The organism is Basfia succiniciproducens, from assembly GCF_011455875.1.
GTDB classification, from domain to species: Bacteria; Pseudomonadota; Gammaproteobacteria; order Enterobacterales; family Pasteurellaceae; genus Basfia; species Basfia succiniciproducens.
On the sequence record NZ_CP015031.1, the window covers coordinates 1,270,292 to 1,293,188 of the forward strand.

The 22,897-nt window shown below is 43.5% G+C and carries 19 protein-coding genes; all 19 read right to left on the bottom strand.

Annotation, left to right across the window (positions count from 1 at the left end; genetic code table 11):
• Window positions 1-53: 53 nt before the first annotated feature.
• The gene (gene murC, locus A4G13_RS05680; protein ID WP_011200834.1) at window positions 54-1,496 is read right to left on the bottom strand and encodes a UDP-N-acetylmuramate--L-alanine ligase; all 1,443 of its coding nucleotides are present in this window, start codon (window positions 1,494-1,496) and stop codon (window positions 54-56) included.
• 18 nt (window positions 1,497-1,514) lie between these two features.
• On the bottom strand, window positions 1,515-2,555 hold the full coding sequence (gene murG, locus A4G13_RS05685; protein ID WP_243739759.1) for an undecaprenyldiphospho-muramoylpentapeptide beta-N-acetylglucosaminyltransferase: 1,041 nt from the start codon (window positions 2,553-2,555) through the stop codon (window positions 1,515-1,517).
• Window positions 2,556-2,591: 36 nt separating this feature from the next.
• Entirely contained in the window at window positions 2,592-3,782 is a 1,191-nt protein-coding gene (ftsW, locus tag A4G13_RS05690; protein WP_090655152.1) for a putative lipid II flippase FtsW, read from the bottom strand.
• 24 nt (window positions 3,783-3,806) lie between these two features.
• Window positions 3,807-5,126, bottom strand: coding sequence for a UDP-N-acetylmuramoyl-L-alanine--D-glutamate ligase (gene murD / locus A4G13_RS05695; protein WP_090655149.1), 1,320 nt, complete (start codon window positions 5,124-5,126; stop codon window positions 3,807-3,809).
• Between the two features lie 29 nt (window positions 5,127-5,155).
• Window positions 5,156-6,238: a phospho-N-acetylmuramoyl-pentapeptide-transferase gene (mraY, locus tag A4G13_RS05700; RefSeq protein WP_011200838.1), complete on the bottom strand. Its 1,083-nt coding sequence runs from the start codon at window positions 6,236-6,238 to the stop codon at window positions 5,156-5,158.
• Window positions 6,232-7,617 (bottom strand): UDP-N-acetylmuramoyl-tripeptide--D-alanyl-D-alanine ligase, encoded by a 1,386-nt coding sequence (gene murF, locus A4G13_RS05705; protein WP_090655146.1) that lies wholly within the window; start codon window positions 7,615-7,617, stop codon window positions 6,232-6,234. Before murF ends, mraY begins: the two co-directional genes overlap by 7 nt.
• A gap of 60 nt (window positions 7,618-7,677) precedes the next feature.
• Window positions 7,678-9,144: a UDP-N-acetylmuramoyl-L-alanyl-D-glutamate--2,6-diaminopimelate ligase gene (gene murE, locus A4G13_RS05710; RefSeq protein ID WP_090655144.1), complete on the bottom strand. Its 1,467-nt coding sequence runs from the start codon at window positions 9,142-9,144 to the stop codon at window positions 7,678-7,680.
• Between the two features lie 24 nt (window positions 9,145-9,168).
• Window positions 9,169-11,025, bottom strand: a complete 1,857-nt coding sequence (gene ftsI / locus A4G13_RS05715) for a peptidoglycan glycosyltransferase FtsI (protein WP_090655142.1) — start codon at window positions 11,023-11,025, stop codon at window positions 9,169-9,171.
• A 9-nt stretch (window positions 11,026-11,034) separates the two neighbouring features.
• Entirely contained in the window at window positions 11,035-11,355 is a 321-nt protein-coding gene (gene ftsL / locus A4G13_RS05720; protein ID WP_011200842.1) for a cell division protein FtsL, read from the bottom strand.
• A complete protein-coding gene (gene rsmH, locus A4G13_RS05725; RefSeq protein WP_090655139.1) occupies window positions 11,355-12,323 on the bottom strand; it encodes a 16S rRNA (cytosine(1402)-N(4))-methyltransferase RsmH in 969 nt (322 codons plus the stop codon). Before rsmH ends, ftsL begins: the two co-directional genes overlap by 1 nt.
• Window positions 12,324-12,445: 122 nt before the next feature.
• Complete coding sequence (gene mraZ / locus A4G13_RS05730; protein WP_011200844.1) at window positions 12,446-12,904, bottom strand: division/cell wall cluster transcriptional repressor MraZ; 459 nt, start codon at window positions 12,902-12,904, stop codon at window positions 12,446-12,448.
• A 221-nt stretch (window positions 12,905-13,125) separates the two neighbouring features.
• On the bottom strand, window positions 13,126-14,628 hold the full coding sequence (locus A4G13_RS05735; protein ID WP_090655137.1) for a carbon starvation CstA family protein: 1,503 nt from the start codon (window positions 14,626-14,628) through the stop codon (window positions 13,126-13,128).
• Between the two features lie 120 nt (window positions 14,629-14,748).
• Complete coding sequence (locus A4G13_RS05740) at window positions 14,749-14,928, bottom strand: DUF5363 domain-containing protein (RefSeq protein WP_041639906.1); 180 nt, start codon at window positions 14,926-14,928, stop codon at window positions 14,749-14,751.
• Window positions 14,918-16,831 carry a tRNA(Met) cytidine acetyltransferase TmcA gene (locus A4G13_RS05745; RefSeq protein WP_090655134.1) on the bottom strand — a complete coding sequence of 638 codons (1,914 nt, stop codon included), beginning with the start codon at window positions 16,829-16,831 and terminating at the stop codon, window positions 14,918-14,920. Before A4G13_RS05745 ends, A4G13_RS05740 begins: the two co-directional genes overlap by 11 nt.
• On the bottom strand, window positions 16,831-17,298 hold the full coding sequence (ybeY, locus tag A4G13_RS05750; RefSeq protein ID WP_090655131.1) for an rRNA maturation RNase YbeY: 468 nt from the start codon (window positions 17,296-17,298) through the stop codon (window positions 16,831-16,833). The genes A4G13_RS05745 and ybeY overlap by 1 nt, the downstream gene beginning before the upstream one ends.
• 68 nt (window positions 17,299-17,366) lie before the next feature.
• On the bottom strand, window positions 17,367-18,482 hold the full coding sequence (locus A4G13_RS05755) for a PhoH family protein (RefSeq protein ID WP_090655128.1): 1,116 nt from the start codon (window positions 18,480-18,482) through the stop codon (window positions 17,367-17,369).
• Window positions 18,483-18,847: 365 nt separating this feature from the next.
• Window positions 18,848-21,121: a bifunctional glutamate--cysteine ligase GshA/glutathione synthetase GshB gene (gene gshAB, locus A4G13_RS05760; RefSeq protein WP_090655125.1), complete on the bottom strand. Its 2,274-nt coding sequence runs from the start codon at window positions 21,119-21,121 to the stop codon at window positions 18,848-18,850.
• Window positions 21,122-21,223: 102 nt separating this feature from the next.
• The gene (locus tag A4G13_RS05765) at window positions 21,224-22,084 is read right to left on the bottom strand and encodes a cysteine ABC transporter substrate-binding protein (protein WP_090655120.1); all 861 of its coding nucleotides are present in this window, start codon (window positions 22,082-22,084) and stop codon (window positions 21,224-21,226) included.
• A gap of 20 nt (window positions 22,085-22,104) precedes the next feature.
• Window positions 22,105-22,842 (bottom strand): amino acid ABC transporter ATP-binding protein, encoded by a 738-nt coding sequence (locus tag A4G13_RS05770; RefSeq protein WP_011200853.1) that lies wholly within the window; start codon window positions 22,840-22,842, stop codon window positions 22,105-22,107.
• Window positions 22,843-22,897: the final 55 nt, after the last annotated feature.

The following is a 22,897-nucleotide window of genomic DNA, read 5'->3' on the forward strand; positions in this document are numbered from 1 at the left end:
TATCTACCCTTTCCGACCGTAAAAGTGCGGTCAAAAAAACCGAAATTTTTAAATTATGCTTTTGTCCAAAGCTCGACCAGCTGACGGGACAATTTGCTGACGTTACCCGCACCTTGTGCAAGTACCAAATCGCCGTCTTGCAAAACTCTGTCCATTATTTCAGGCAATTCGGCGGTATCCGTAACCAAAATAGGATCTACCTGACCTAAATTACGAATCGAACGGCATAAAGAACGACTGTCCGCACCGGCAATCGGTGATTCGCCGGCAGGATAAACGTCTAACATAATCAGTAGATCAACTTGCGACAGAACCCTTACGAAATCGTCGAATAAGTCACGGGTACGGCTATAGCGATGAGGTTGGAAAATCATAACGATACGCTTATTTTCCCAGCCTTTACGTGCTGCCTGAATAGTTACGTTTACTTCAGTCGGGTGATGCCCGTAATCGTCAACCAGCATCACTTTGCCGTTAGGTCGGATAAATGACCCCAATTGATCAAAACGGCGTCCTGCTCCCTGGAAGTCCGCTAATGCGGCAAGAATCGCTTCATTTTCAATACCTTCTTCTTTGGCAACGGCTAACGCAGCGGTAGCGTTCAAGGCATTATGTTTGCCGGGTACGTTAAGTAACACATCAATCCGTTCGCCGGCTGGTGTAATCACGCTGTAATGTCCCTGAAAGCCGGTTTGTTCATAATTTTCAATGCGATAATCGGCTTCTTCACTGAAACCATAGGTAATAACCGGGCGACCGACTTGAGGAATAAGCTCCAACAATACCGGATCATCGGCACACATCACTGATAAACCGTAGAAAGGCAAATTATGTAAAAAATTCACATAAGTGCGTTTCATCTCATCAAAATCGCCGTGATAAGTATCCATATGATCCGGTTCGATATTGGTTACTACGGAAACCATTGGCTGTAAATGCAGGAATGAAGCGTCGCTTTCATCCGCTTCGGCAATCAAATAACGACTGCAGCCTAAATGAGCATTTGTCCCCGCCGATTTAACCAATCCGCCGTTGACAAATGTCGGATCAAGCCCGGCTTGTGCATAAATCATTGAAATCATTGCAGTTGTTGTCGTTTTCCCGTGAGTGCCGGCAACCGCAATACCATGACGAAAACGCATAATCTCAGCTAACATTTGCGCCCGTTGAATAACCGGGATACGTTTTTCATGAGCCGCCACTACTTCGACGTTATCCGCTTTAATAGCACTGGAAACCACCACAACGCTTGCATTATCCACATTTGACGCCGCGTGAGAAAAATGAATTTTCGCTCCTAAAGAAATTAAGCGATTTGTAACCGCACTTTCGGCAATATCAGAACCGGTTACCGCATATCCTTCATTTAATAAAACTTCGGCAATACCGCCCATACCGGCACCGCCAATTCCAACAAAATGAATTTGATGTACGCGACGCATACCCGGAATCATATTCCGGACACGTTGTTGAAATTCTTTTTTAGCATTAATCATTATTTATATCTCTATTTTTTAATTTGCATTTTCAATGATTACTTCAGCCACCTGTTGCGCGGCAAAAGGCGCCGACATTTGTTTCGCTTTAATTGCCATCGCTAATAATTGTTCACGATCTAAATTAGTTAACAAATCCACTAATACGTCGGCGTTTAATTCTGCTTGTTGCACGATTTTTGCCGCACCCACATCCGCTAAATATTTCGCATTTAAATATTGTTGCTGATCCTTATGCCGGAACGGAACAAAAATCGCCGGCGTACCCACGGCGGCAAGTTCGCACACCGTTAATGCACCCGAACGACAAATGACAATATCCGCCCAAGCATAGGCTTCCGCCATATTATCAATAAATTCGGTGATTTTTACATCCGCACTTAACGCACCTTTTTCTTCATAAAGTGCGGTAATTTTTTCTACGGAACCGGCACCGACCTGATGACGAATTTCTAACTTATCAGTCAATCGAGCAGCCATTTCCGGCACGGTTAAATTTAATACTCGGGCACCTTGACTGCCTCCCACCACCAATACGCGAAGTTTCCCTGTACGCTCGGCAAAACGCTGTTCGGGATCCGGCATGGAAAATAAATCCTGCCGAACCGGATTACCCACCACTTCGGCATTCGGAAACGCCGTCGGAAAAGCCTGCAAAACACGTTTCGCAATTTTTGACAGCCAAACATTGGTTAACCCCGCCACCGCATTTTGCTCGTGCAAAATAACGGGTACGCCGCAAAGTTTTGCCGCTACGCCGCCCGGACCGGAAACATATCCGCCCATACCGAGTACCGCATCGGGTTTTTGCCGTAAAATAATCTTGCGTGCCTGCATTATAGCACGACAAATAGCAAAAGGTGCGCCCAATAACGCCTTGATACCTTTACCGCGCAACCCCGAAATTCGAATAAACTCAATAGGAATACCGTGTTTTGGCACTAACTGGGCTTCCATTCTATCCTTAGTCCCCAGCCAGCAAATATCCCAACCCTGTTTTTGTAAATATTGAGCAACTGCAATTGCCGGAAAAACATGACCGCCCGTACCGCCGGCCATCACTAACAATTTTTTTCGTTGTGCCACGTAATATCCTTAATCATCTTTTAATCGAGCATGCCCGCCGCGCATAAGGCGGTTTTCATGATCAATCCGTAATAGAATTGCGATACTTATCGCCATAATAACCAAACTTGAGCCACCGTAACTCACCAGCGGAAAGGTTAACCCTTTTGTAGGCAATAAGCCTAAAGACATCCCCAGGTTAACGAAGCCTTGGAAGAAAATCCAAAAACTGATACCAAAAGCAAAGAAACCTTTAAAACGCTGCTCAAGCTGTAATGATTCGCGCCCGATTTTCATAGCGCGGAAAACTAATAAGGCCAATAAAATAATCATAACGGTTATGCCGGCAAAACCGAATTCTTCGCCCACTACCGCCATAACAAAGTCCGTATGGGCTTCAGGCAAATATTCCAATTTCTGAATTGAATTGCCCAAACCCTCGCCGGTAAATTCACCGCGACCAAATGCCATTAAAGAATTCGATAACTGGAAGCCTGTGCCGTAAGGGTCTTTGAACGGGTCCATAAACCCCGTAATACGTTTCATCCGATATGCCGAGGATAGTACCAACACCACGAAAAGAAATCCGCCTGTTGCCGCCAATACCAAGAATTGCATGATATGTGCGCCGACTACAAACAACAGACCAAAGGTAATCACAAAGAGTACAACCGTGCTCCCTAAGTCGGGTTGAAGAATTAGAAACGTGCCGAGGAACCCCATCACAATTAAAGGTTTTGCCGCACTTAGTTTTCTACTGCGGACTTCATCGTAACGACGGGTAAAATAACCGGATAAGAAACAGATTAGCGCTAATTTGGCAAACTCCGCGGGCTGAAAATTGAATAAAACCATCGGAATCCAGCGTCTTGCTCCGTTTACCGATTTACCAATGCCCGGGATAAGTACCAAAATAAGTAAAATTAACGCGAGAATAAACACACGTTTGTGCCATGATTCCCAGTTTGCCATCGGTACTTTAATAAAATAATAACAAATACCCATGGAAAGAATAACATACATGGCATCGCGCTTAGCAAAATAAAAAGGGTCGTCAAACAAACGAGTGCCCACGGGAATTGAAGCGGACGTGACCATGACAAATCCGATAAACAATAAAATGATAAATAACCACAACAAAGATCGGTCATATAACAAATTAGTCGGTGTTAATGTAGTCCAGCGCTGATAACCGGCTTTAATTTTACTAAAAATATGCATTCAAAAACCTAGATAACTTCTACTTTATTGAGCAACGCTCAGCTTTGCTAAACGGGTGAATTCCTCACCGCGTTTTTCAAAAGAGGCAAACTGATCCAAACTTGCGCAAGCCGGCGATAACAATACCATATCACCTGGTTTTAAGGTCGGACGCAATGTTTCAATGGCTTGTTCCATCGTGTTAAATAATTGACTTTGCGATGATAATTTTGCCAAATGCGCACCGTCCTGACCGAAGCAATAACAAAAAATCTCAGGCTTGTTAATTAATTTTTCCAATTCCGAAAAATCGGCGCCTTTGCCGTCACCGCCCAATAATAAATGTAATTTACCTTCGATATGCAAGCCGGTAAGCGCCGCTACCGTGCTTCCCACATTTGTCGCTTTGGAATCATTAACCCAACGTACGCCGTTTGCCATATGAGCAAGCTGAAAACGATGTGCTAAGCCCGGAAAGGTACGAAGTGCGGTCAAAATTCCCGAATTTTTAATCCCCACCGCTTGCGCCAAGGCAATGGCTGCCAGTGCATTCATGTGGTTATGGCGACCGGTTAATTTTATTTCATCACAAGCTAAAATCAGCTTGTCTTTTGCCATCAGATATTTTTTACCGTTTTCCGTTTTCAGCCAATAATCCGCATTATTTTCGGCAAAACTGACTTGCTGCTGCGCACTTTGTTTATCGTCTTCTTTCGTTAACGGATCTTCGCCGTTAATAACAGCAGTTTGGCAATGATGATAAATATTTAGCTTAGCTTGGCGATATTCTTCTAAATCGGCATAACGGTTCATGTGATCTTCAGTTACATTTAATACGGTCGCCGCCGTTGCCTTTAAGCTATAAGTCGTTTCTAATTGGAAACTGGAAAGCTCCAGCACGTAAAGATCATGATTTTCATTAAGCAGAGATAATGCCGGAATACCGATATTGCCGCCCATGCCGACACTTAACCCTGCGGCTTTGCCCATTTCCGTTACTAACGCGGTAACCGTACTTTTTCCGTTCGAGCCGGTAATGGCAATAACGGGTTTAGCGGCTTCGCGACAAAACAATTCGATATCGCCGACCACTTCTACACCGGCAGAAAGTGCGGTCTGAATTTCGGCAGTTTTTACCGAAAGCCCCGGGCTGATTACAATCATATCGCTTTCAAGCAACCATTGCTGATTGAGGCTCCCTGTATGCAAAGGAATGGATTTATCCAATTGTTCCGCACCGGCCGGGATTTTACGCGTATCAATTACGCGAACATTCGCTTTTTTCGCCGTTAAAAAATCAACACAAGATAATCCTGTTTTACCTAAACCGATAACAGTGATGTTTTTGCCTTGATAATCTTTCATTTTATACCTGCCTTCTCAGCTCCGACGGATTAACGCAATTTCAGCGTTACCAATCCAAACAATACGAGCATTAATGAAATAATCCAAAAACGGATAATTACCCGCGGCTCCGGCCAGCCTTTTAATTCATAATGATGATGAATCGGCGCCATGCGGAAAATCCGTTTTTTGCGTAATTTATAAGAACCGACCTGTAAAATAACAGAGACGGTTTCCATTACAAATACGCCGCCCATGATGACCAATAAAAATTCCTGACGGACTAATACGGCAATCGTACCCAATGCGCCGCCTAAAGCAAGGGAACCCACATCGCCCATAAATACCTGCGCGGGATAAGTGTTAAACCATAAAAAACCCAAACCTGCACCAACAATGGCGGTACAGAAAATCACCAACTCGGAGGTGTATTTGATGTAAGGAATATAAAGATATTTGGAAATTTCTACGTTACCGGTCGCCCAGGCAATAATCGCAAAAGCGCCTGCAACAAACACCGTAGGCATAATGGCCAAACCGTCTAAACCGTCGGTTAAATTAACCGCATTACTGGTCCCCACGATTACAAAATAAGCCAAAACCACATAAAACAGACCGAGCTGCGGCATTATTTCTTTAAAAAACGGCACCACTAAACGGGTGGCGTCAGTATCCTTGCCTAACGCATACATGCCGAAAATGGCAATTAACGATACCAGTGACAACCAAAAATATTTCCAGCGAGCGATTAAACCGTCCGTATTTTTGTATTTGATTTTTCGGTAATCATCCACAAAACCGATAGCACCGTAACCGAGTAACACAAATAAACTAAACCAGATATAAGGATTAGATAAATCGCCCCACAATAATGTGCTGACGGTAATAGTCGCCAAAATCATAAGACCGCCCATCGTCGGCGTGCCGCGTTTTTGAAAATGGCTTTCCGGCCCGTCGTTACGCACTTCCTGACCGAACTTAAAAATCTGCAAACGACGGATCATTTTCGGACCAATCCATAATGACAACAAGAGCGCCGTCAATAATGCCAGCACGGAACGAAATGTCAGATACGAAACAACATTAAAACCCGAGTAATATTGCTCTAAAAATTTAGCAAACCAAACTAACATAAGAAGCGATCCTTCAATGAATTAATAACGTCTTCCATTTTCATAGAACGAGATCCTTTCGCTAATAACACAATATCTTCATTTTCTTTCAATTGATGACTGATTATTTCTTTAAGACTGGCGATTAACGCCTCTTTATTAGAGAAATGTACGCCGCCGCAAGCTTTGGAAACCACCGCGCTTTCGCTACCATAAGTCACCACCAGGTCTAAATTGGCCGCTTTGGCGAAATCCGCTACTTCCTGATGACAACTTATAGTTTCATCGCCTAATTCCGCCATATCGCCGAAAGCAAAAATACGGAACGCTTCACGATAGTCAGACAGCACGCTGATTGCCGATTTTACCGAAGCAACATTAGCGTTATAAGTATCATCCAATAATAATAAATTAGTTGACAATTGAATCGGGAACAAGCGCCCTTTCACGTGTGACGGGTTTTCCAAGCCTCGCTTTATGTCTTCTAAACTTGCCCCTACATTCATTGCCAGAGCGCTTGCCGCCACCGCATTGGCAACATTGTGTTTGCCCAGGTAAGGCAACTCGATTTTAATGGCGCCTTTCGGCGTATTTAAAGTAAAGCGAGAACCGTATTCCGAAAGCATAATCTTTTCCGCATAATAATCGGCACCCACATGATCATAAGCAAAGGACTCAAATTCGCGGTCGTTTATATCTCCGCCCCAATAATGCGCATAATTGCTGTCAAGGTTGAGAATCGCCACACCGTCCGGCGTTAAACCGCTGTAAATTTCACCTTTAGCCTGCGCAACCCCTTCAACACTGCCAAAACCTTCCAAATGTGCGGCGGAAACATTGTTCACTAACGCGACATCAGGCATAGTCAAATGCGCGGTATAAGCAATTTCTCCGGCATGATTTGCGCCTAATTCAATAACCGCATATTTGTGTTTTTCCGTTAAACGCAATAATGTGAGCGGCACACCGATATCATTATTAAAATTGCCTTCGGTAAATAAAACCGCCTCATCATCACCGGCGGTTCGCTGCAAAATTGCCGCCGTCATTTCTTTTACGGTGGTTTTGCCGCAAGAACCGGTAATCGCCACCGTTAAAGGTTCAAGTTCCCTTCTTAGCCATGCCGCTAAACGTCCTAACGCTAAACGGGTATCTTTCACCACAAGTTGCGGTACGTCTATTTCGCAAGGATGATCCACCACAACCGCCGTGCAGCCTTGTGCGACGGCTTCGGCCAAATAATTATGACCATCGAACTTTTCCCCTTTTAAAGCAAAAAATAAACCGTTCGGCATTTTCCGGCGCGTATCCGTACTCACGCTTTCAATAGTAAGCGTTTCCTCACCGATTAATTTAGCTTTTAGAATTTGTGCAATTTTTTTTACGTTTAATTTAATCATATTATTCTTCTTATTTGTAAAGGAAAGTTAATTAAAAGTGCGGTCAAAATTTGTGAAATTTTAACCTAAATATTTTTTCACCGCTTCCTGGTCGGAAAAATGATGTTTGGTGTGACCAATAATCTGATAATCCTCGTGCCCCTTGCCCGCGATTAAAATTACATCATTTTCGACCGCACTTTGAACGGCGGTTCTAATTGCTTGCTCGCGATCATATACGATGTTGACCGATTCCGGCCGTTTAAACCCGGCAACAATGTCTTGCACGATTTGATGACGGTCTTCCGTACGGGGATTATCATCCGTCACAATCACATAATCAGCAAAGCGTTCGGCAATTTGTGCCATTAAAGGACGTTTGCCCCTATCTCTGTCACCACCGCAACCGAATACACACCACAACCGCCCGGTACAATGCGCTCGGGCGGCTTGCAACGCTTTTTCCAAAGCGTCGGGAGTATGGGCATAATCGACAATTACCGTCGGTTTATGGGCGGCATGGAGCATTTCCATTCGACCGCACACACCGGTTAATTGCGAAACCGTTTTTAACAGCTCATCCAACGAATAACCTAATGACAACAAGGTTGCTAATACTAACATTAAATTGCTGACATTAAACGCACCAATTAAACGGCTGGTTAAAATAGCGCCACCCCAGCTTGAATTAAACGTAATGGTTGCGCCTTGGCTGTTAAACGAAACTGCGGTCACTTTTAGCCAATTTTCTTGTGTCGGCTGATAGGCCGGATTACAGCTTACCGCAACGGCATCGGGCAATTCCCGTAACCATTGAGCGCCAATTTCATCATCTGCATTGATAATTTTTTGTTGGCATGATAATTCGGAAAATAAGCGTTTTTTCGCCGACGCATAATTTTCCATACTGTGGTGATAATCAAGATGATCGCGACTTAAATTAGTAAAAATGCCCGCCGCAAAATGTAAGGCTTCTATACGATGTTGAACCAGCCCGTGAGAAGATACTTCAATGGCGGCAAAATCAGCGCCTTGTTGAACAAAATCAGCTAAGGAAGATTGTACTTCAATGGCGGAACCGGTGGTATTCGCTGCGGGTTTCAGTGCGCCGAATAAGCCGTTGCCAATAGTTCCCATCACCGCCGGCTTTCGCCCTAAAAGTTGAGCCCATTGCGCCAACAGCTGTGAAACCGTGGTTTTGCCGTTGGTGCCGGTAACACCGACCAGAGTTAAATGTTGGGAAGGCGCTTTATAAAACTGATCGGCGATGTCGGATAAATGTTCCGATAAGTGATAATAAGAAATGACAGGAATTTGATTTTGTTCCGAAACCTGCAAATGCTCATCAGCGTTATCGCATTCCTTTAATACGGCTGACGCTCCTGCTGAAATAGCCTGGGGAATGAATTGACGTCCGTCAACAGAATGGCCTTTTATAGCAACGAAAAGACAGCCAGTCCTTACGGAACGGCTGTCCAGGGTCATCCGGTTCAGTTTAATAGCATCAAATCGGTCATCCCTGCCGAAAAGTGCGGTCAATTTTCGCATAATTTTTTATCTCTTCATTAATTATTAATTAGCCTGTTTTCGCATAGTTTCGCCATTCATTTTTTGACTTAATTTATTATTTAAACGAATAGTTCGCGCAGCCGTTTTATCTGTGACAGGCACGCCATCCGGGGTAATATTATTCGCCCGCAAAGTATATCCCATAATGCTGGAAAATACAGGTGCGGAAACCGCGCCGCCGTAATATTGTCCGGCTTTCGGATCATTAATTAAGATAATCAGGGCAAAACGGGGATCGGAAACCGGCGCAATCCCTGCGGTATAAGCCATATATTTATCAACATAGCGTCCGTTTTCCAATTTTTTTGCCGTACCGGTTTTAATCGCCACACGATAACCGTCAACCAATGCGCGTTTATTTTTAATCGCTACTTTTTCCATCATGTTCACCACATCGCGCGTAATTTTTTCGGAAAATACACGGTTGCCGATGACCGGCGGATCAACTTTAGTAATAGAAAGCGGGCGATAAATACCAAAGCTGCCCAATGTAATATAAGCGCGGGCAATTTGCAGCGGGGTTGCGTTAATACCATAACCGTAAGCGACGTTAGCTCGTTCGATATCGGACCAGCGTTTGCGGTTTGCATTTAAGAACCCAGCCTGTTCGCCGCCTAAGCCTAAATCCGTCGCTTTTCCCAAGCCTGCATTCTGATAAGTTTCCATCAATGCGGAAGGCGGCATACGCAAGGCAAGACGGCTTACCCCGCGGTTTGATGAATTTTCTAAAATTTCATCTAAAGTTTGTTGATTACGCGGCGCAACGTCTTTGATTTCATGACCGTTTAACACCAACGGACCGGTATTAATAATTTCGTTACGACGTACCGCTCCTCGTTGCAATGCGGTTAACACAACAAAAGGTTTAATGGTCGAACCAGGTTCAAAGGTATCGGTCACCGCGCGGTTACGCATTAAATCTTCCGATACGCCGTTACGTTTGTTCGGATTATAAGAAGGCGCATTAACCATTGCCAATACTTCGCCGGTACGGATATCCACCAAAACCGCAGTACCGGATTCCGCATTATTTTCCGCTACGGCTTTTTTGATTTCACGATAAACCATAGATTGTAGTTTTTCATCAATACTCAAAGTTACATCATGAGCGTCATATTTTTTTACATCCGAAATATCTTCAACAATATTGCCATATTTATCTTTACGATAAGTTCGGGAACCCGATTTGCCGATTAATAATGAATTAAAACTTTTTTCAATACCCTCAATTCCGTTATTATCAATATCGGTAAAACCCAGCAAATGTGCGGTTTCTTCAGCACGAGGATAAAAACGACGGGAATCGCTTTTCAATACGACCCCGGTGATTCTCAATTTTTTCACATAATCCGCAACGCTGGGCGGAACCTGACGGGCAAAATATTCAAAGCGGGATCTTGGATTTTTTTCAATGCGTTTAACCAAATCTTTATAAGGTACGCCGATAGTATCCGCTAAGGCTTTCCAGCGGTCTTTATCCGCTAATGAGTTTTCATCTAAAACGAATTTCGGATCCGCCACAACCGAATGCATCGGTACGCTAACGGAGAGAAGTTGTCCGTTACGGTCTAAAATGGAACCGCGCACGGATTGAATTTCCTGAGTTCGGAGAGAACGTTTGTCGGCTTCATTGGTAAGCGTATCAACGTTAATAATCTGAATATAAGCCGCGCGCGCTACTAAGGCCAATAAACAGATAATAATAAGCCCGACAGCCACCTGAAAACGCCCGCTTAAAAAGCTCGTTTCATAAATGATTTTAGGTTTGTTCAGCTTCACTGCCGTATTCGGCATAATATTTTTCTTTACGCTTTTTTTCGGCTTGGCTGACACTTTTCTGGATGTGTTAAATTTCACCATAATATTAAATTACTCTAAAATAACCACTTCATGTTCGCTATCTATGTGTTTCATACCCAATTTCACCGTTGCAATGGCTTCAATTCGGGTATTGTCACTTTGCGTCGTTTCTTCTAACTTCAAATTCAAATATTCGTTTTCTAAAGCTTGCTTTTCAAAAACCAGCTCGCCCTTTTCCGACGTTAAAGTACGGGTTTTATGAGTCACCCATACGGTGGTTACCGCAGTCATCACAATGGCAATTAAAAGCGCAACCACTAATTTATTTGCGGAAAAAAGATCATCGACGACAATGTTTTGTAATGGGTATCTTTCGCTGTTTTCTAACATTATCCGATTCTCTCCGCCACACGTAATACGGCACTTCTGGAACGAGGATTAGCAAAAACCTCCGATTCTTTAGGCTGAATAGCTTTTCCAATCACTTTTAATGTCCGATTACGATTAATTTGATCTTCCCGCAACGGTAGTCCTTTAGGGATACTTTCACCTTTACTTTGTTTTCGCATAAAGTGTTTTACCATACGGTCTTCTAAAGAATGGAAACTAATGACAGACAAACGGCCTTCAGGCGCTAATACCGTCAAGGCGGAATGAAGCACGCTTTCCAGTTCGTCTAATTCCGAATTAATAAAAATACGAATGGCTTGAAAACTACGGGTTGCAGGATGTTTGTGTTTATCCTTGAAAGGCACGGCTTGCGCGATTAATTCAGCTAAAGGTAAAGTTCGGGTTAAAGGTTCCGTGCCGTTTTGTACCGCACTTTTATTATAGTTAACAATTGCATGAGCAATACGCTTGGCAAAGCGTTCTTCACCAAAGGTTTTCAGAACCCAAGCAAGATCCTCTTCCGTTACCTGCTGCAACCACTGCGCCGCCGATAAGCCTTTAGAAGTATCCATGCGCATATCTAAGGGGCCGTCCTTCATAAAACTGAAACCCCGTTCGGCATCATCAAGCTGGGGTGATGACACACCGAGATCCAATAAAATACCGTCAATTTTCCCAACCAAGCCTAATTTTTCACAAATGTCGGGAATTGCAGAAAAGCTATTATGTTCTATATGAAAGCGGGAATCTTGAATTTCTTCGGCTGCCGCAATGGCTCGAGGGTCTCGATCTATAGCAATAAGTCGACCGTTTTCGGTTAATTTGGAGAGGATCAGGCGGGAATGACCGCCGCGGCCGAAAGTACCGTCGATATAAATACCTTTATCTTTCAAAGCCAAGCCATCCACCGCCTCATGCAATAGCACGGTGATATGTTCAGGTGATGAAAAGGTATTTTGTTCGCTCATAAACTAACCCAAATAAAGTAAATGAAAAGAAAAGAAATTTTTATAAGAGATAATGCGGTGTACTTATGTACACCGCTTATCTTGCTAGTGCTGCTGTTCTTTTTTAAGAAAATAATTTTCTTTTATAATGACAGCATTTTTAATGCGTCCGAAGTAGCCAATTCGCCGCTAAGACCTAATTCCAGATCCCGCTCGATTTGTGCTTGCCATTCGGTTTCAGACCAAATTTCAAATTTATTTAACTGCCCGACCAGCATAATTGTTTTTTCTAATTTTGCTCGCTGGCGTAACGGGGCGCTTAATAAAATCCGACCTGCGCTATCTAATTCGCATTCCGTTGCATATCCGGACATCACTCGTTGAACACTGCGCTGCGCCGGATCGAAATTGGCTAACTGACAAAGTTTTTGCTCAATAATTTCCCATTCTTTTAACGGGTAAAGTAGTAAACAGGGCTGACGAATATCTACGGTACAAATTAACTGTCCCTGATTTTCAGCCAATAGCTCAGGACGATAACGGGTAGGAATCGCAATTCTTCCTTTCGTATCTAAATTTATTGCCTGAGCGCCACGAAACATAAGGTTTCCTTTTTAATTTATTAGGAATAATAAAGTTTTGACCGAAAAATCCAATTTTCTCCACAAAACTCCACTTTTCCCCACTTTTTTATAAAGTGTATTATTTGTTTGACTAAGTTGCAAGCTGTTTTGAGGCATAATTTAGTAAAGGAAGGTAAAGATAAAAAAAACCGCACTTTATAAATCCTATAAAGTGCGGTCTAAAAAGACAGATTTTTTAATTAATCTTGTTCATCTGCAGAAATCGGTTTTAGCAACATGAAGAAAGCAATAACCACTACCGCCGTTACCGCACCGCCTAACCATACGGAAAGTTGGTAATCCAAGCCGAAACCGATTGGCGCGTTGAGTAAGAATGTTGAACAAACCAGAGTCATAAACACCGCAGGAATCGTACATACCCAGTGGAATTTTTGATGACGGAATAAATATGCCGCCGCAGTCCATAACATTACCATTGCAGTGGTTTGGTTCGCCCAACCGAAATAACGCCATAAAATGGAAAAATCAATGGTTGAAACCCAGAAACCGATAGCGAATAACGGGAGCGCAATAGTCAGACGTTTAACAAGATTACGTTGGTCATATTTAAAGAAATCCGCAATTAATAAACGCGCAGCACGGAATGCCGTATCACCTGAAGTAATAGGTAATACCACCACGCCCAATACTGCTAAAATACCGCCAAACACGCCTAACATACCGATTGCGGCATCATAAACCACTTTAGACGGTGTACCGATTTGGATTGCTTCGGCAAGTCCAGCCTGATCGTTGTAGAAACTTAATCCCACCATACACCAGATTAATGCAATAATACCTTCACCGATCATTGCGCCGTAGAAAATGAAACGTCCTTCTCTTTCGTTCTCAGTACAACGCGCCATTAACGGAGATTGGGTTGCGTGGAATCCGGAAATCGCACCACAGGCAATGGTAATGAACAGCAACGGCCAAATCGGCGCATTTTTCGGATGCATATTAGTGAAAAAATCCGCTAAGCTGATATCGCCGCCGAGTGTTCTGAAGAACGGAATGCCTTCAAAGAAAAGACCGAATAACATACCGCAGGTCATAAACAACAATAAGGCACCGAAGAACGGATAAATACGACCGATAATTTTATCAATTGGTACTAATGTGGCGATAATGTAATAAATGAAAATTACAGCAGTCCACATAATCAGAATATTGCCTTTTGCCGCACCCGCCTCATCATTTACGGCCGCCGCGCCGACAGAACCCGAATTCATTAAATCGCTGGTAATATTGGTTAACAGTGATGCCGGGCTTGCTACGAATACCACACCCACTAATAACAATAATAAAATAGCAATAATATTCATAAAATGTTTAGCCGGGCGACCTAAATATTTACCCGCTAAATACGGCACGTTCGCCCCGCCGTTACGAATACTCAACATACCGCTGAAATAATCGTGCACCGCACCGGCAAATACGCAACCGAATACGATCCAGAGCATTGCTACCGGCCCGTATAACGCACCTAAAATCGGACCGAAAATCGGACCCGTACCGGCAATATTCAATAATTGGATTAACCAGATTTTTTTCTTGGTCATCGGTACGTAATCCACACCGTCTCTTAAAGAATAAGCCGGTGTCTTACGATCAGGATTGATAACAAAGATTTTTTCGACAATTTTACCGTAGATAAAATAACCGGATAGCAAAATTGCCACACATAACAAGAACCACAACATACTAGCACCTTAAAAAATAAAAAAATAAAACCGCACGTATTGTACGGAAGCGATAGAGATTGTAAACGAAATTTTAACTTTTTTACGCAAACGGTTTACTAAATCGTGATAGATTTCACATTATTTTTTATTTTTTGGTTCTTTTTTCAGCAAATTGCCATTTTCATCCGCCTTAATTTCTGGTACGCCGCAGCTGCGACAGGTAGCCTGATCATAACCGAAGTCTTTACAGAACCGATTATATTTTTCAATTACCCGCTTAAACCAACCGTTTTTTTCTTTTATGTTTTCATTTTTCATCAGGATTCTCCTTTTCAAGTAACTTGAGTAATCTTTTGACTTCCTGCCGGCATTGTTTCAACCAATATTTTTTACCCTTGGTCCGTTCAATCGTTCGGCTGTTAAACAGCTTATCCAACATGGGGCTGGTATCTGCGCCCAAACGGATGAATAAACGGTAAATCGCGCCTTGAGATGAATAAAAAGTGCGGTGATAATCGGCGAAATTTTCCAATATACCGAAATCCTGCCCGTTCAATTGCGTTATTTTTTCCGCTGATGATTTTTCTGCCGATAATTTGTCACGTAAAGGATGAAAAGTAAATGCCAGATTACGCCGGAAATATTGCTGCGCCCGCTTGACCAAATCTTCGCCCGCCGCCGTTAAAGGACGCAATGCAATTGCCGAATAGCAACCGCTGGTCGCCTCTTTATATTCACCAATATTGACTAAAATAAAACCGCACTTTCGCCAAAAATGATCCAGTTCTTCGTTATAGCCGAAGCTTACGGAGAGAAAATCCGCCTGCGCGGTTTGCGCCAGTTTTTCCACTAATTGCAACCCTAAGCCACGCCCCTGCCAATCGGGTTGCACCGCAATGCGGGAAATGCGCAATGATTTCAGCGCACAAGCCTCGGGCAAATTACAGTTAAACGCCAGGCTTTGCGCCACCAGATTGCCTTTCGGACGACGTTCGCCCCGACAAATTGCCCGAATCAAGGCTTTATCGGAAAATCCGCCCTCCTCAAGCGCCCAAACTCCAGCCAGCAAATAGCGCTCCCATTCGGCAATAAGAAAATGTTGTTTAACCGCATCAAACAAACGACGCAAATCTAATGGCGAAGTACGATAATGAGCTAAAGTGAGTAAACCGTAAAAATCCGTAATATGTTCCACCAGTTCGTTTTGCGAAATTTGCCGGATTTTGACCGCACTTTTAATACTGTAAGGCGGTTGAATAAGACGGTCTTCCGCCTCTAGCATGAGCAATTCCTCAATAAATTTTTCCAATTTATCATTTTCAGCCCAACGCAGAGGGCGGATAAGTTCAAACTGTTGAAAACTGCGGTGTAAATTAGGCAAAAACTTGAGCAGAAAGCCACGCCCGGTGCCTTCATAACTATGAATTGTCGTGCAACAAAGAATATGCTTAAAAGTTGAGGTGAGTTGAAATAACAACTCAAGCGGGATCATTGCCGCTTCATCAATCAGTAGCCAATCCTGCGAAAATTGCCGGGCATTTTGCCCAATCCGCCGGCAAAGTTCATCGGGTGCGATAAAGGTAATTTTTTCACCGGCAAAAAGTTGTAAAGTTTCGACCGCACTTTTATTGGGTGCGGTCAAATATACGTTAAACGGTTGCTTGTGATATTGCGCCGAATTGCGTAATTCCTTAGCCAGCAATCCCGCCAGAGCGGATTTTCCCCGCCCGCGTTTTGCTGTGAGGATAAAAATATCGGAATCCGCTTGCAAAATTTGTCTGATGATTTGTTGCTGTTCCGCCGTGGCGGTTGAAGCAATGTTTGTTTTTTGAGTGGAAACGGATTGGTTATTTTGAGCCTGAATACCGTTATCACAACCGTATATTTGTAATAATCGGTTAAAATGAGCGTAAAAATTCGGCGTTTCGACGGCTTGTTCCGCCCCCGACCATCGTAGGCTGTCCGGATCGACATGAGGATTTTTATCCAGCCATAGCAGCAGCCTTCCGCCTGCCCGCAAAGTTCCGGCGGCAATTGCCAGCGCATCTAAATTTAATGAGGTTCTGCCGTCAAATAAAATTTGATCGAATTCCCGTCCCAATAAATTTTTTGCGTTGTGAAAGTTTTCGGGCGATAAAATAACCGCACTTTTCGCCATTTCATCAAAAAAGTGCGGTGGGTTTTCAGCGAAATAAAGTTCCAGACGTCGTTCGGCTAACATTATTCTTCATCGTACGAATAAGGATCTTCAAACCCCAATCCTGTCATAATTTCCGTTTCCAGGCTCTCCATTTCAACGGCTTCATCATCTTCAATATGATCATAACCCAGTAAATGCAGACTACCATGCACTACCATGTGCGCCCAATGCGCCGTTAAGGGTTTACCTTGCTCCTGCGCTTCCCGTTCCACCACTTGGCGGCAGATAACCAAATCGCCCAACAGCGGCAGTTCCACTTCTTCAGGGCATTCAAAAGGGAAAGACAACACATTTGTCGGGCGATCTTTACCGCGATAAGTAAAATTCAACTCATGACTTTCCGCCTCGTCAACAATACGGATCGTAATTTCAGGCTCAAAATGTTCCGCCCGAACGGCATTTGTCGCCCATAAAGTAAATTGTTCGAGTGTCGGAAGATTGCTTTGATCTTCACTGGCGATTTGGAGGTCGATTATTACGTTTTTCATTTAAATATTCTTTATTCTCGGTTCTGTGTGATTTTCCTGAAATAAGGAAAATAAAACTGCGGTAAATTTTAGTCGGCTTTTGGGCTTTGTGTGGCTTCGGCTTGAACTTCAACTCGTTCGGCCCGGCGTTGTTCGGCTAATTTCCGCTTACGGATTTCATCTTCCGCCTCCCAGCTTTCATAAGCCTGAACGACTTTGGCAACCACCGGATGGCGGACAATATCTTTGCTGTCGAAATAGTTAAAGCTTAATTCTTCAACTTTTTCCAAAACTTCAATTGCGTGTTTTAAACCCGATTTCTGGCTACGCGGCAAATCCACTTGGGTTACGTCACCGGTAATAACCGCTTTGGAATTAAAGCCGATTCGGCTCAGGAACATTTTCATTTGCTCGACAGTTGTATTCTGGCTTTCATCAAGAATAATAAAACTATCGTTGAGTGTCCGCCCGCGCATATAAGCCAGCGGCGCAATTTCAATGACATTGCGTTCCATCAATTTTTCAACCCGTTCGAAACCAAGCATTTCATAAAGAGCGTCGTAAAGCGGGCGCAAATAAGGCTCGATCTTAGATCCCAGATCACCGGGCAGAAAACCGAGTTTCTCACCGGCTTCAACTGCAGGACGTGTTAATAAAATGCGGCGGACTTCCTGCCGCTCAAGGGCTTCAACCGCAGCGGCAACCGCCAGGAAAGTTTTTCCCGTGCCCGCAGGACCGATACCGAAACTGATGTCATGAATTAAAATATTATGCAGATACTCAATTTGATTTTTACCCCGAGGTTTAATCAGCCCCCGTTTGGTTTTGATGGTTGTGGTATAAACCTTACTTTCGTCAGTATCCGCCTTTTCATCGGTTTGAGCAGGCTGCAACAGCATTCGGCTTTCCTGAATCGCCATATGCACGTCGGATAAATCCAGTTCTTTGATTTTTCCCCGTACAGTCGCGGTTTCCACGTACAAATCCTGAATTAATTTCACCGCACTTTTAATTAACGCTTCATGATGCGGCTTAGATTGTTTGTCTTTCGATTGGATAATAAAGGTAAAATTACGACGGGCGATATCAAGGTTAAACTCGCTTTCAATGAGTTTGATATTGTCGTCATAAGCGCCGCAAAGGGATTGTAGGCGTGCGTTATCTTGCGGGGTGAGGGTAAATTCTTGTTTATATTGGGTTGTCAATGTTTGATCCTCGGATTACGTTCGTTTTCTTTGCACAAACCAAGAGAACGAACCAAAAGAAACACATCCCGGTTATATTGCTCCATCCTGTTTAGTGGCAAATTTTCTTCACTAAAAGTTTTCTGTCTGCGCTGCGCTCTCGTAGGTAAACCTTTCTAAAAACTTGCTCCGAAACAGGGCAACATAGAGGGAAAGAATGGTGGCTATTGTAAAAAAGTGCGGCTAAAATTACCATAATTTTAAAAATATTTAAATTCCAACCGCACTTTTTCCCCCTCTAAGTTGCCCGGATTTTCCGTAAACGGCAACTTAGTCGGGAGCATTTCTTTGGTTACTTTCTTGGGGCAAGCAAAGAAAGTAATAAACTAGACTAATTCCGGAAACAACATCCCCAACACATTCAACGTCAATCTTCTTGATTTACCGGAATACGGAAAAATATGCATCATCATCATCGGATTAAAGTTTGCTTCAATTACGCCCCATGAGCTTAAATTCGGCTCCGCCGGTTTTTTCAAATCAGGGATAATTAAATCCACGCCGCACACCGCCGCCCCCATTGCCTTAGTAATGCCTACCGCTAAATCTTTATAGCTAGGGTGCATTTCATCGGTCATATCGATACTATCGCCGCCGGTACTGATATTCGAATTGGCCCGTAACTGTACGAGCTGATCTTTTGCCGGCACGGAATCTACCGTTAATCCCTGCTCTTTTAATTGAAGTTGTTCAATCTCACCTAAGGCGATTTTCTTCAGAGGCGTACGGCTGCCGTCACCGCGCAACGGATGATCATTTTTCGCCGCCACAAGTTCCGCCACCGTATGGACACCATCGCCCACCACATTCGCCGGCACGCGCAATAATACCGCAAGGGTTTCGTTACCCAGTACGAAGAAACGGTATTCCGTACCCACCAGATAATCTTCCACCATCACTTCTTTGTCTTCACGGAACGCAATTTCAACGGCTTTGGCGAAATCCGCCTTGTCATGCACGCCTTGTTGAAAAATACTGATTCCCAAACCAAAGTTAGTGGATTTCGGCTTGATAACAACCGCTTTGCCTTCAAATAACGGATAGCTTGCCACCGCTTGCTCGACACTGGTAAATTCCAAACTCTGCGGCACATTGAACCCCGCTTTCGCCAGTACTTTTTTAGTGACAACTTTATTTTCCATAATTAACGGCGAAATATAACTGTCATGCGAGGTCATATTGCCATTTTTCACGTATTCAAAATGATCACCGAATTGCAGGCGCAGGAACTGGTCGTTTTCATCAAGAATTTCCATATTTAAGCCTTTTTGAATGGCATCAAACATTAAAGCCTGAGTAGAAAGCTCCATGTTATCAAAGGCGGATAAAGCATAAAAACGCTCAAAAGCCTGAACTTTATTACGTTTTGCGATTTCCGCGCCCAATTGTTGATAACCGCCGGCCTGTTCAATGGCATCGACTAAACGGGCGCAAAGAGTTTGACCCGGGTCGGAAAACTGGGCTAATTTTTCTTCGGCGAATTCCACCGCACTTTGTTCCGCACCTATAGCTTTCAGCATATCAATCAATTGATTAATAATCCGTTCGCCTTCATCACGATAAGCGGTTTCGCTGTGAGGGTCTTCAAACGCCACTTCGCCTAATCTGGCACGCCCTAACTCAACGGCATCTTGATCCGCCGTTTCATCCAGCCAAATCATTAACAAAATAAAATGATGAATAAATTTTGCGTCCTTTAAATTAATACCGTAAGCCTCAAAAGGGTTCAGATCAAACAGGCGGAATTCAAGATATTGAATCCCCGTATACAAAAATTCGCGGGCTTTTTTCGCCCCGCGCAGGCGGACATTGGAATAAAATTCTTTTTCAGCGATTAATCTGCCGGAATTAACCCAATGTTCCAAGGTTTCCACATATTTTTCAATACTGTCAAAAGAAACGATAATATCCGGCGCATTCACATAGCCGTATTTACTGGAACGCAAACTGCGCACATATTGATTGGGTTTTAACGGTGATCCGTCTTTGAAATAATTCGCCTCCACGGTTGGCGTAGCTGATAATAAATAAAGCAGTATCCATTGATAACGCAGGAAATTTTTTGCCATTTTCAAATATAAATTATTCTGAAAATCGACCGCACTTTTATAGTCCGTTTGTGCGTTAAACAGCGTTTCAACCAGTTTTGGATCCAATTGGAAATTATAATGAATGCCGCTTACCATTTGCTTGGCCTTGCCGTAAGAGGCAACCAAATGCTCGCGATAAGCCACATCCGCCGCATTATCCAGTTGGGCAACCCGGATTTCCTGTTCCGGTGGCAATCCCGCGGGCATACTCATTGGGAAAATATATTCGTTTTCGTCGATAGTACGCAACGTCACTTCATGCAGGGCGGACAGCCAACGTAACGTATCTTCGATTTTTTTATTCGGCGGCGTAATTAATTCCAACTGGCTTTCGGCGAAATCTGTTTGAATATAAGGATGATAGGAACGATTGCCAAAGGCTTTCGGGTGTTCGCTGGTAACAATCGACCCGTCGGCATGTACGCGTTGGCTCTCTTTTTCAATGCCCACAGTACCTTGCCGGAAAAGTAAACCCAATCCCTTTTCTTTAACAATTTGTTGAATATTCATAAGATTTCCTTGATCAAACCGCATAAAATAATGATAAACAGAGGATATATAATGATAAAAAAGTGCGGTGAAAGCAACCGCACTTTTTAATTTATCGGGAGATTATTGATATTCGACTAAAACGTCCGCTTCTTTTATTTCATCGCCATAAATCGGTTGCAGCGTTTTCTGATAAGCTTTATTCAAGGTTCCGTCTTTAGCGAGTTTCTCGATTTCGCCATCTAACCATTGCAGTAAATCCGTATCTTCTTTTTTCACTGCCGGCGCAATGTAATCTAAATCGCCAAGATTTTTAATGGCAACCACATAACCCGGATTTTCTTTCGCCCATGCGAATAATAGCGTATTGTCATGTGAAAGCGCATCGCCCCGACCGTCTAACAATGCTTGAAAAGTTTCGGTATTTTGCTCAAATTTCAACGACTTATTTTTAGGGAAATTTTTGGTGAAATAAGCATCCGCCGTGGTGCCTTTATTTAATAATAAGGTTTTATCCGCAAGCTGAGCGACGTCGGTAATCGGCGCATCCTGTTTCGAAACCACGCCTAACGCCACTTTCATGTAGGGTTTGGCGAAATTTACCACTTCTTTACGTTCCGGCGTTACCGTAAAATTTGCCATGGTAATATCCACTTTGTTGGAAAGCAGATATTCCGCACGGTTTGCCGCTTCCACCAGCACAAATTCCGCTTTATTTTCATCGCCTAAAAGATCTTTAGTTACCGCTTTGGCGATTTCTACGTCAAAACCCTGTACTTTGCCGTCTTTGTCCACATAACCGAAAGGCGGTTTATCGCTGAATACACCGATACGGACTTTATCCGCTTTTTTGATGCGTTCGATGGCTGAAGCGGCGTTATTGTCGGCTGAAGCCGCTCCGCTGTCTTTGTTGTCGCAAGCGGTTAAACCGGTCGCCAGTAATGCTGCCGCTAAAAGTGCGGTCGTTTTTTTGAAAATTTTCATATTGTTACCTTTATGTTGTGTTAAATATAATAATCAAGAATGTTTAAGAAAGTTTTCGCCCGCTCGGTTTTCGGGCTGGTAAAAAATTGTTCCGGCTCGGATTCTTCAATAATATTGCCGTTATCCATAAATACAATGCGATCCGCCACCTGACGGGCAAACTGCATTTCATGGGTGACGATAATCATGGTCATGCCGTCTTTCGCCAGCCCCAGTACCACGTCCAACACTTCGCGTACCATTTCCGGATCCAATGCCGCCGTAACTTCGTCAAATAACATAATATCCGGGTTCATACATAATGAACGAACAATGGCGATACGCTGTTTTTGTCCGCCGGAAAGTTCCCGCGGATAGGCATTTTTACGCTCATATAAACCGACCCGTTTTAATAACGCATCCGCTTGTTTTTCCACTTCCGCACGCGCGCGTTTCTGCACTTTCAAAGGGCCGAGCAAAATATTGTCGATAACGGTCATGTGAGCAAACAATTCGTAGCTTTGGAATACCATACCGATATGTTGACGGGCTTTCACCCAGGAAATATCCTTACCTAATTCGCCCACATCAGCCAACTTTAAAGAGCCGCTTTTGATTTCTTCCAACCCGTTAATACAGCGCAAAAAAGTACTTTTCCCGCAGCCGGAGGGCCCGAGAATAACCACCACTTCGCCTTTTTCAACGGATAAATTAACGCCGTTAAGTGCGGTCACTTCGCCGTAATTTTTTACCAACTCTTTAATTTCTAATAACGCCATGATTCTGTCTCATCATTTTTATTCGATTCGTTTTCGGGCCGACAAACCCGCTGTA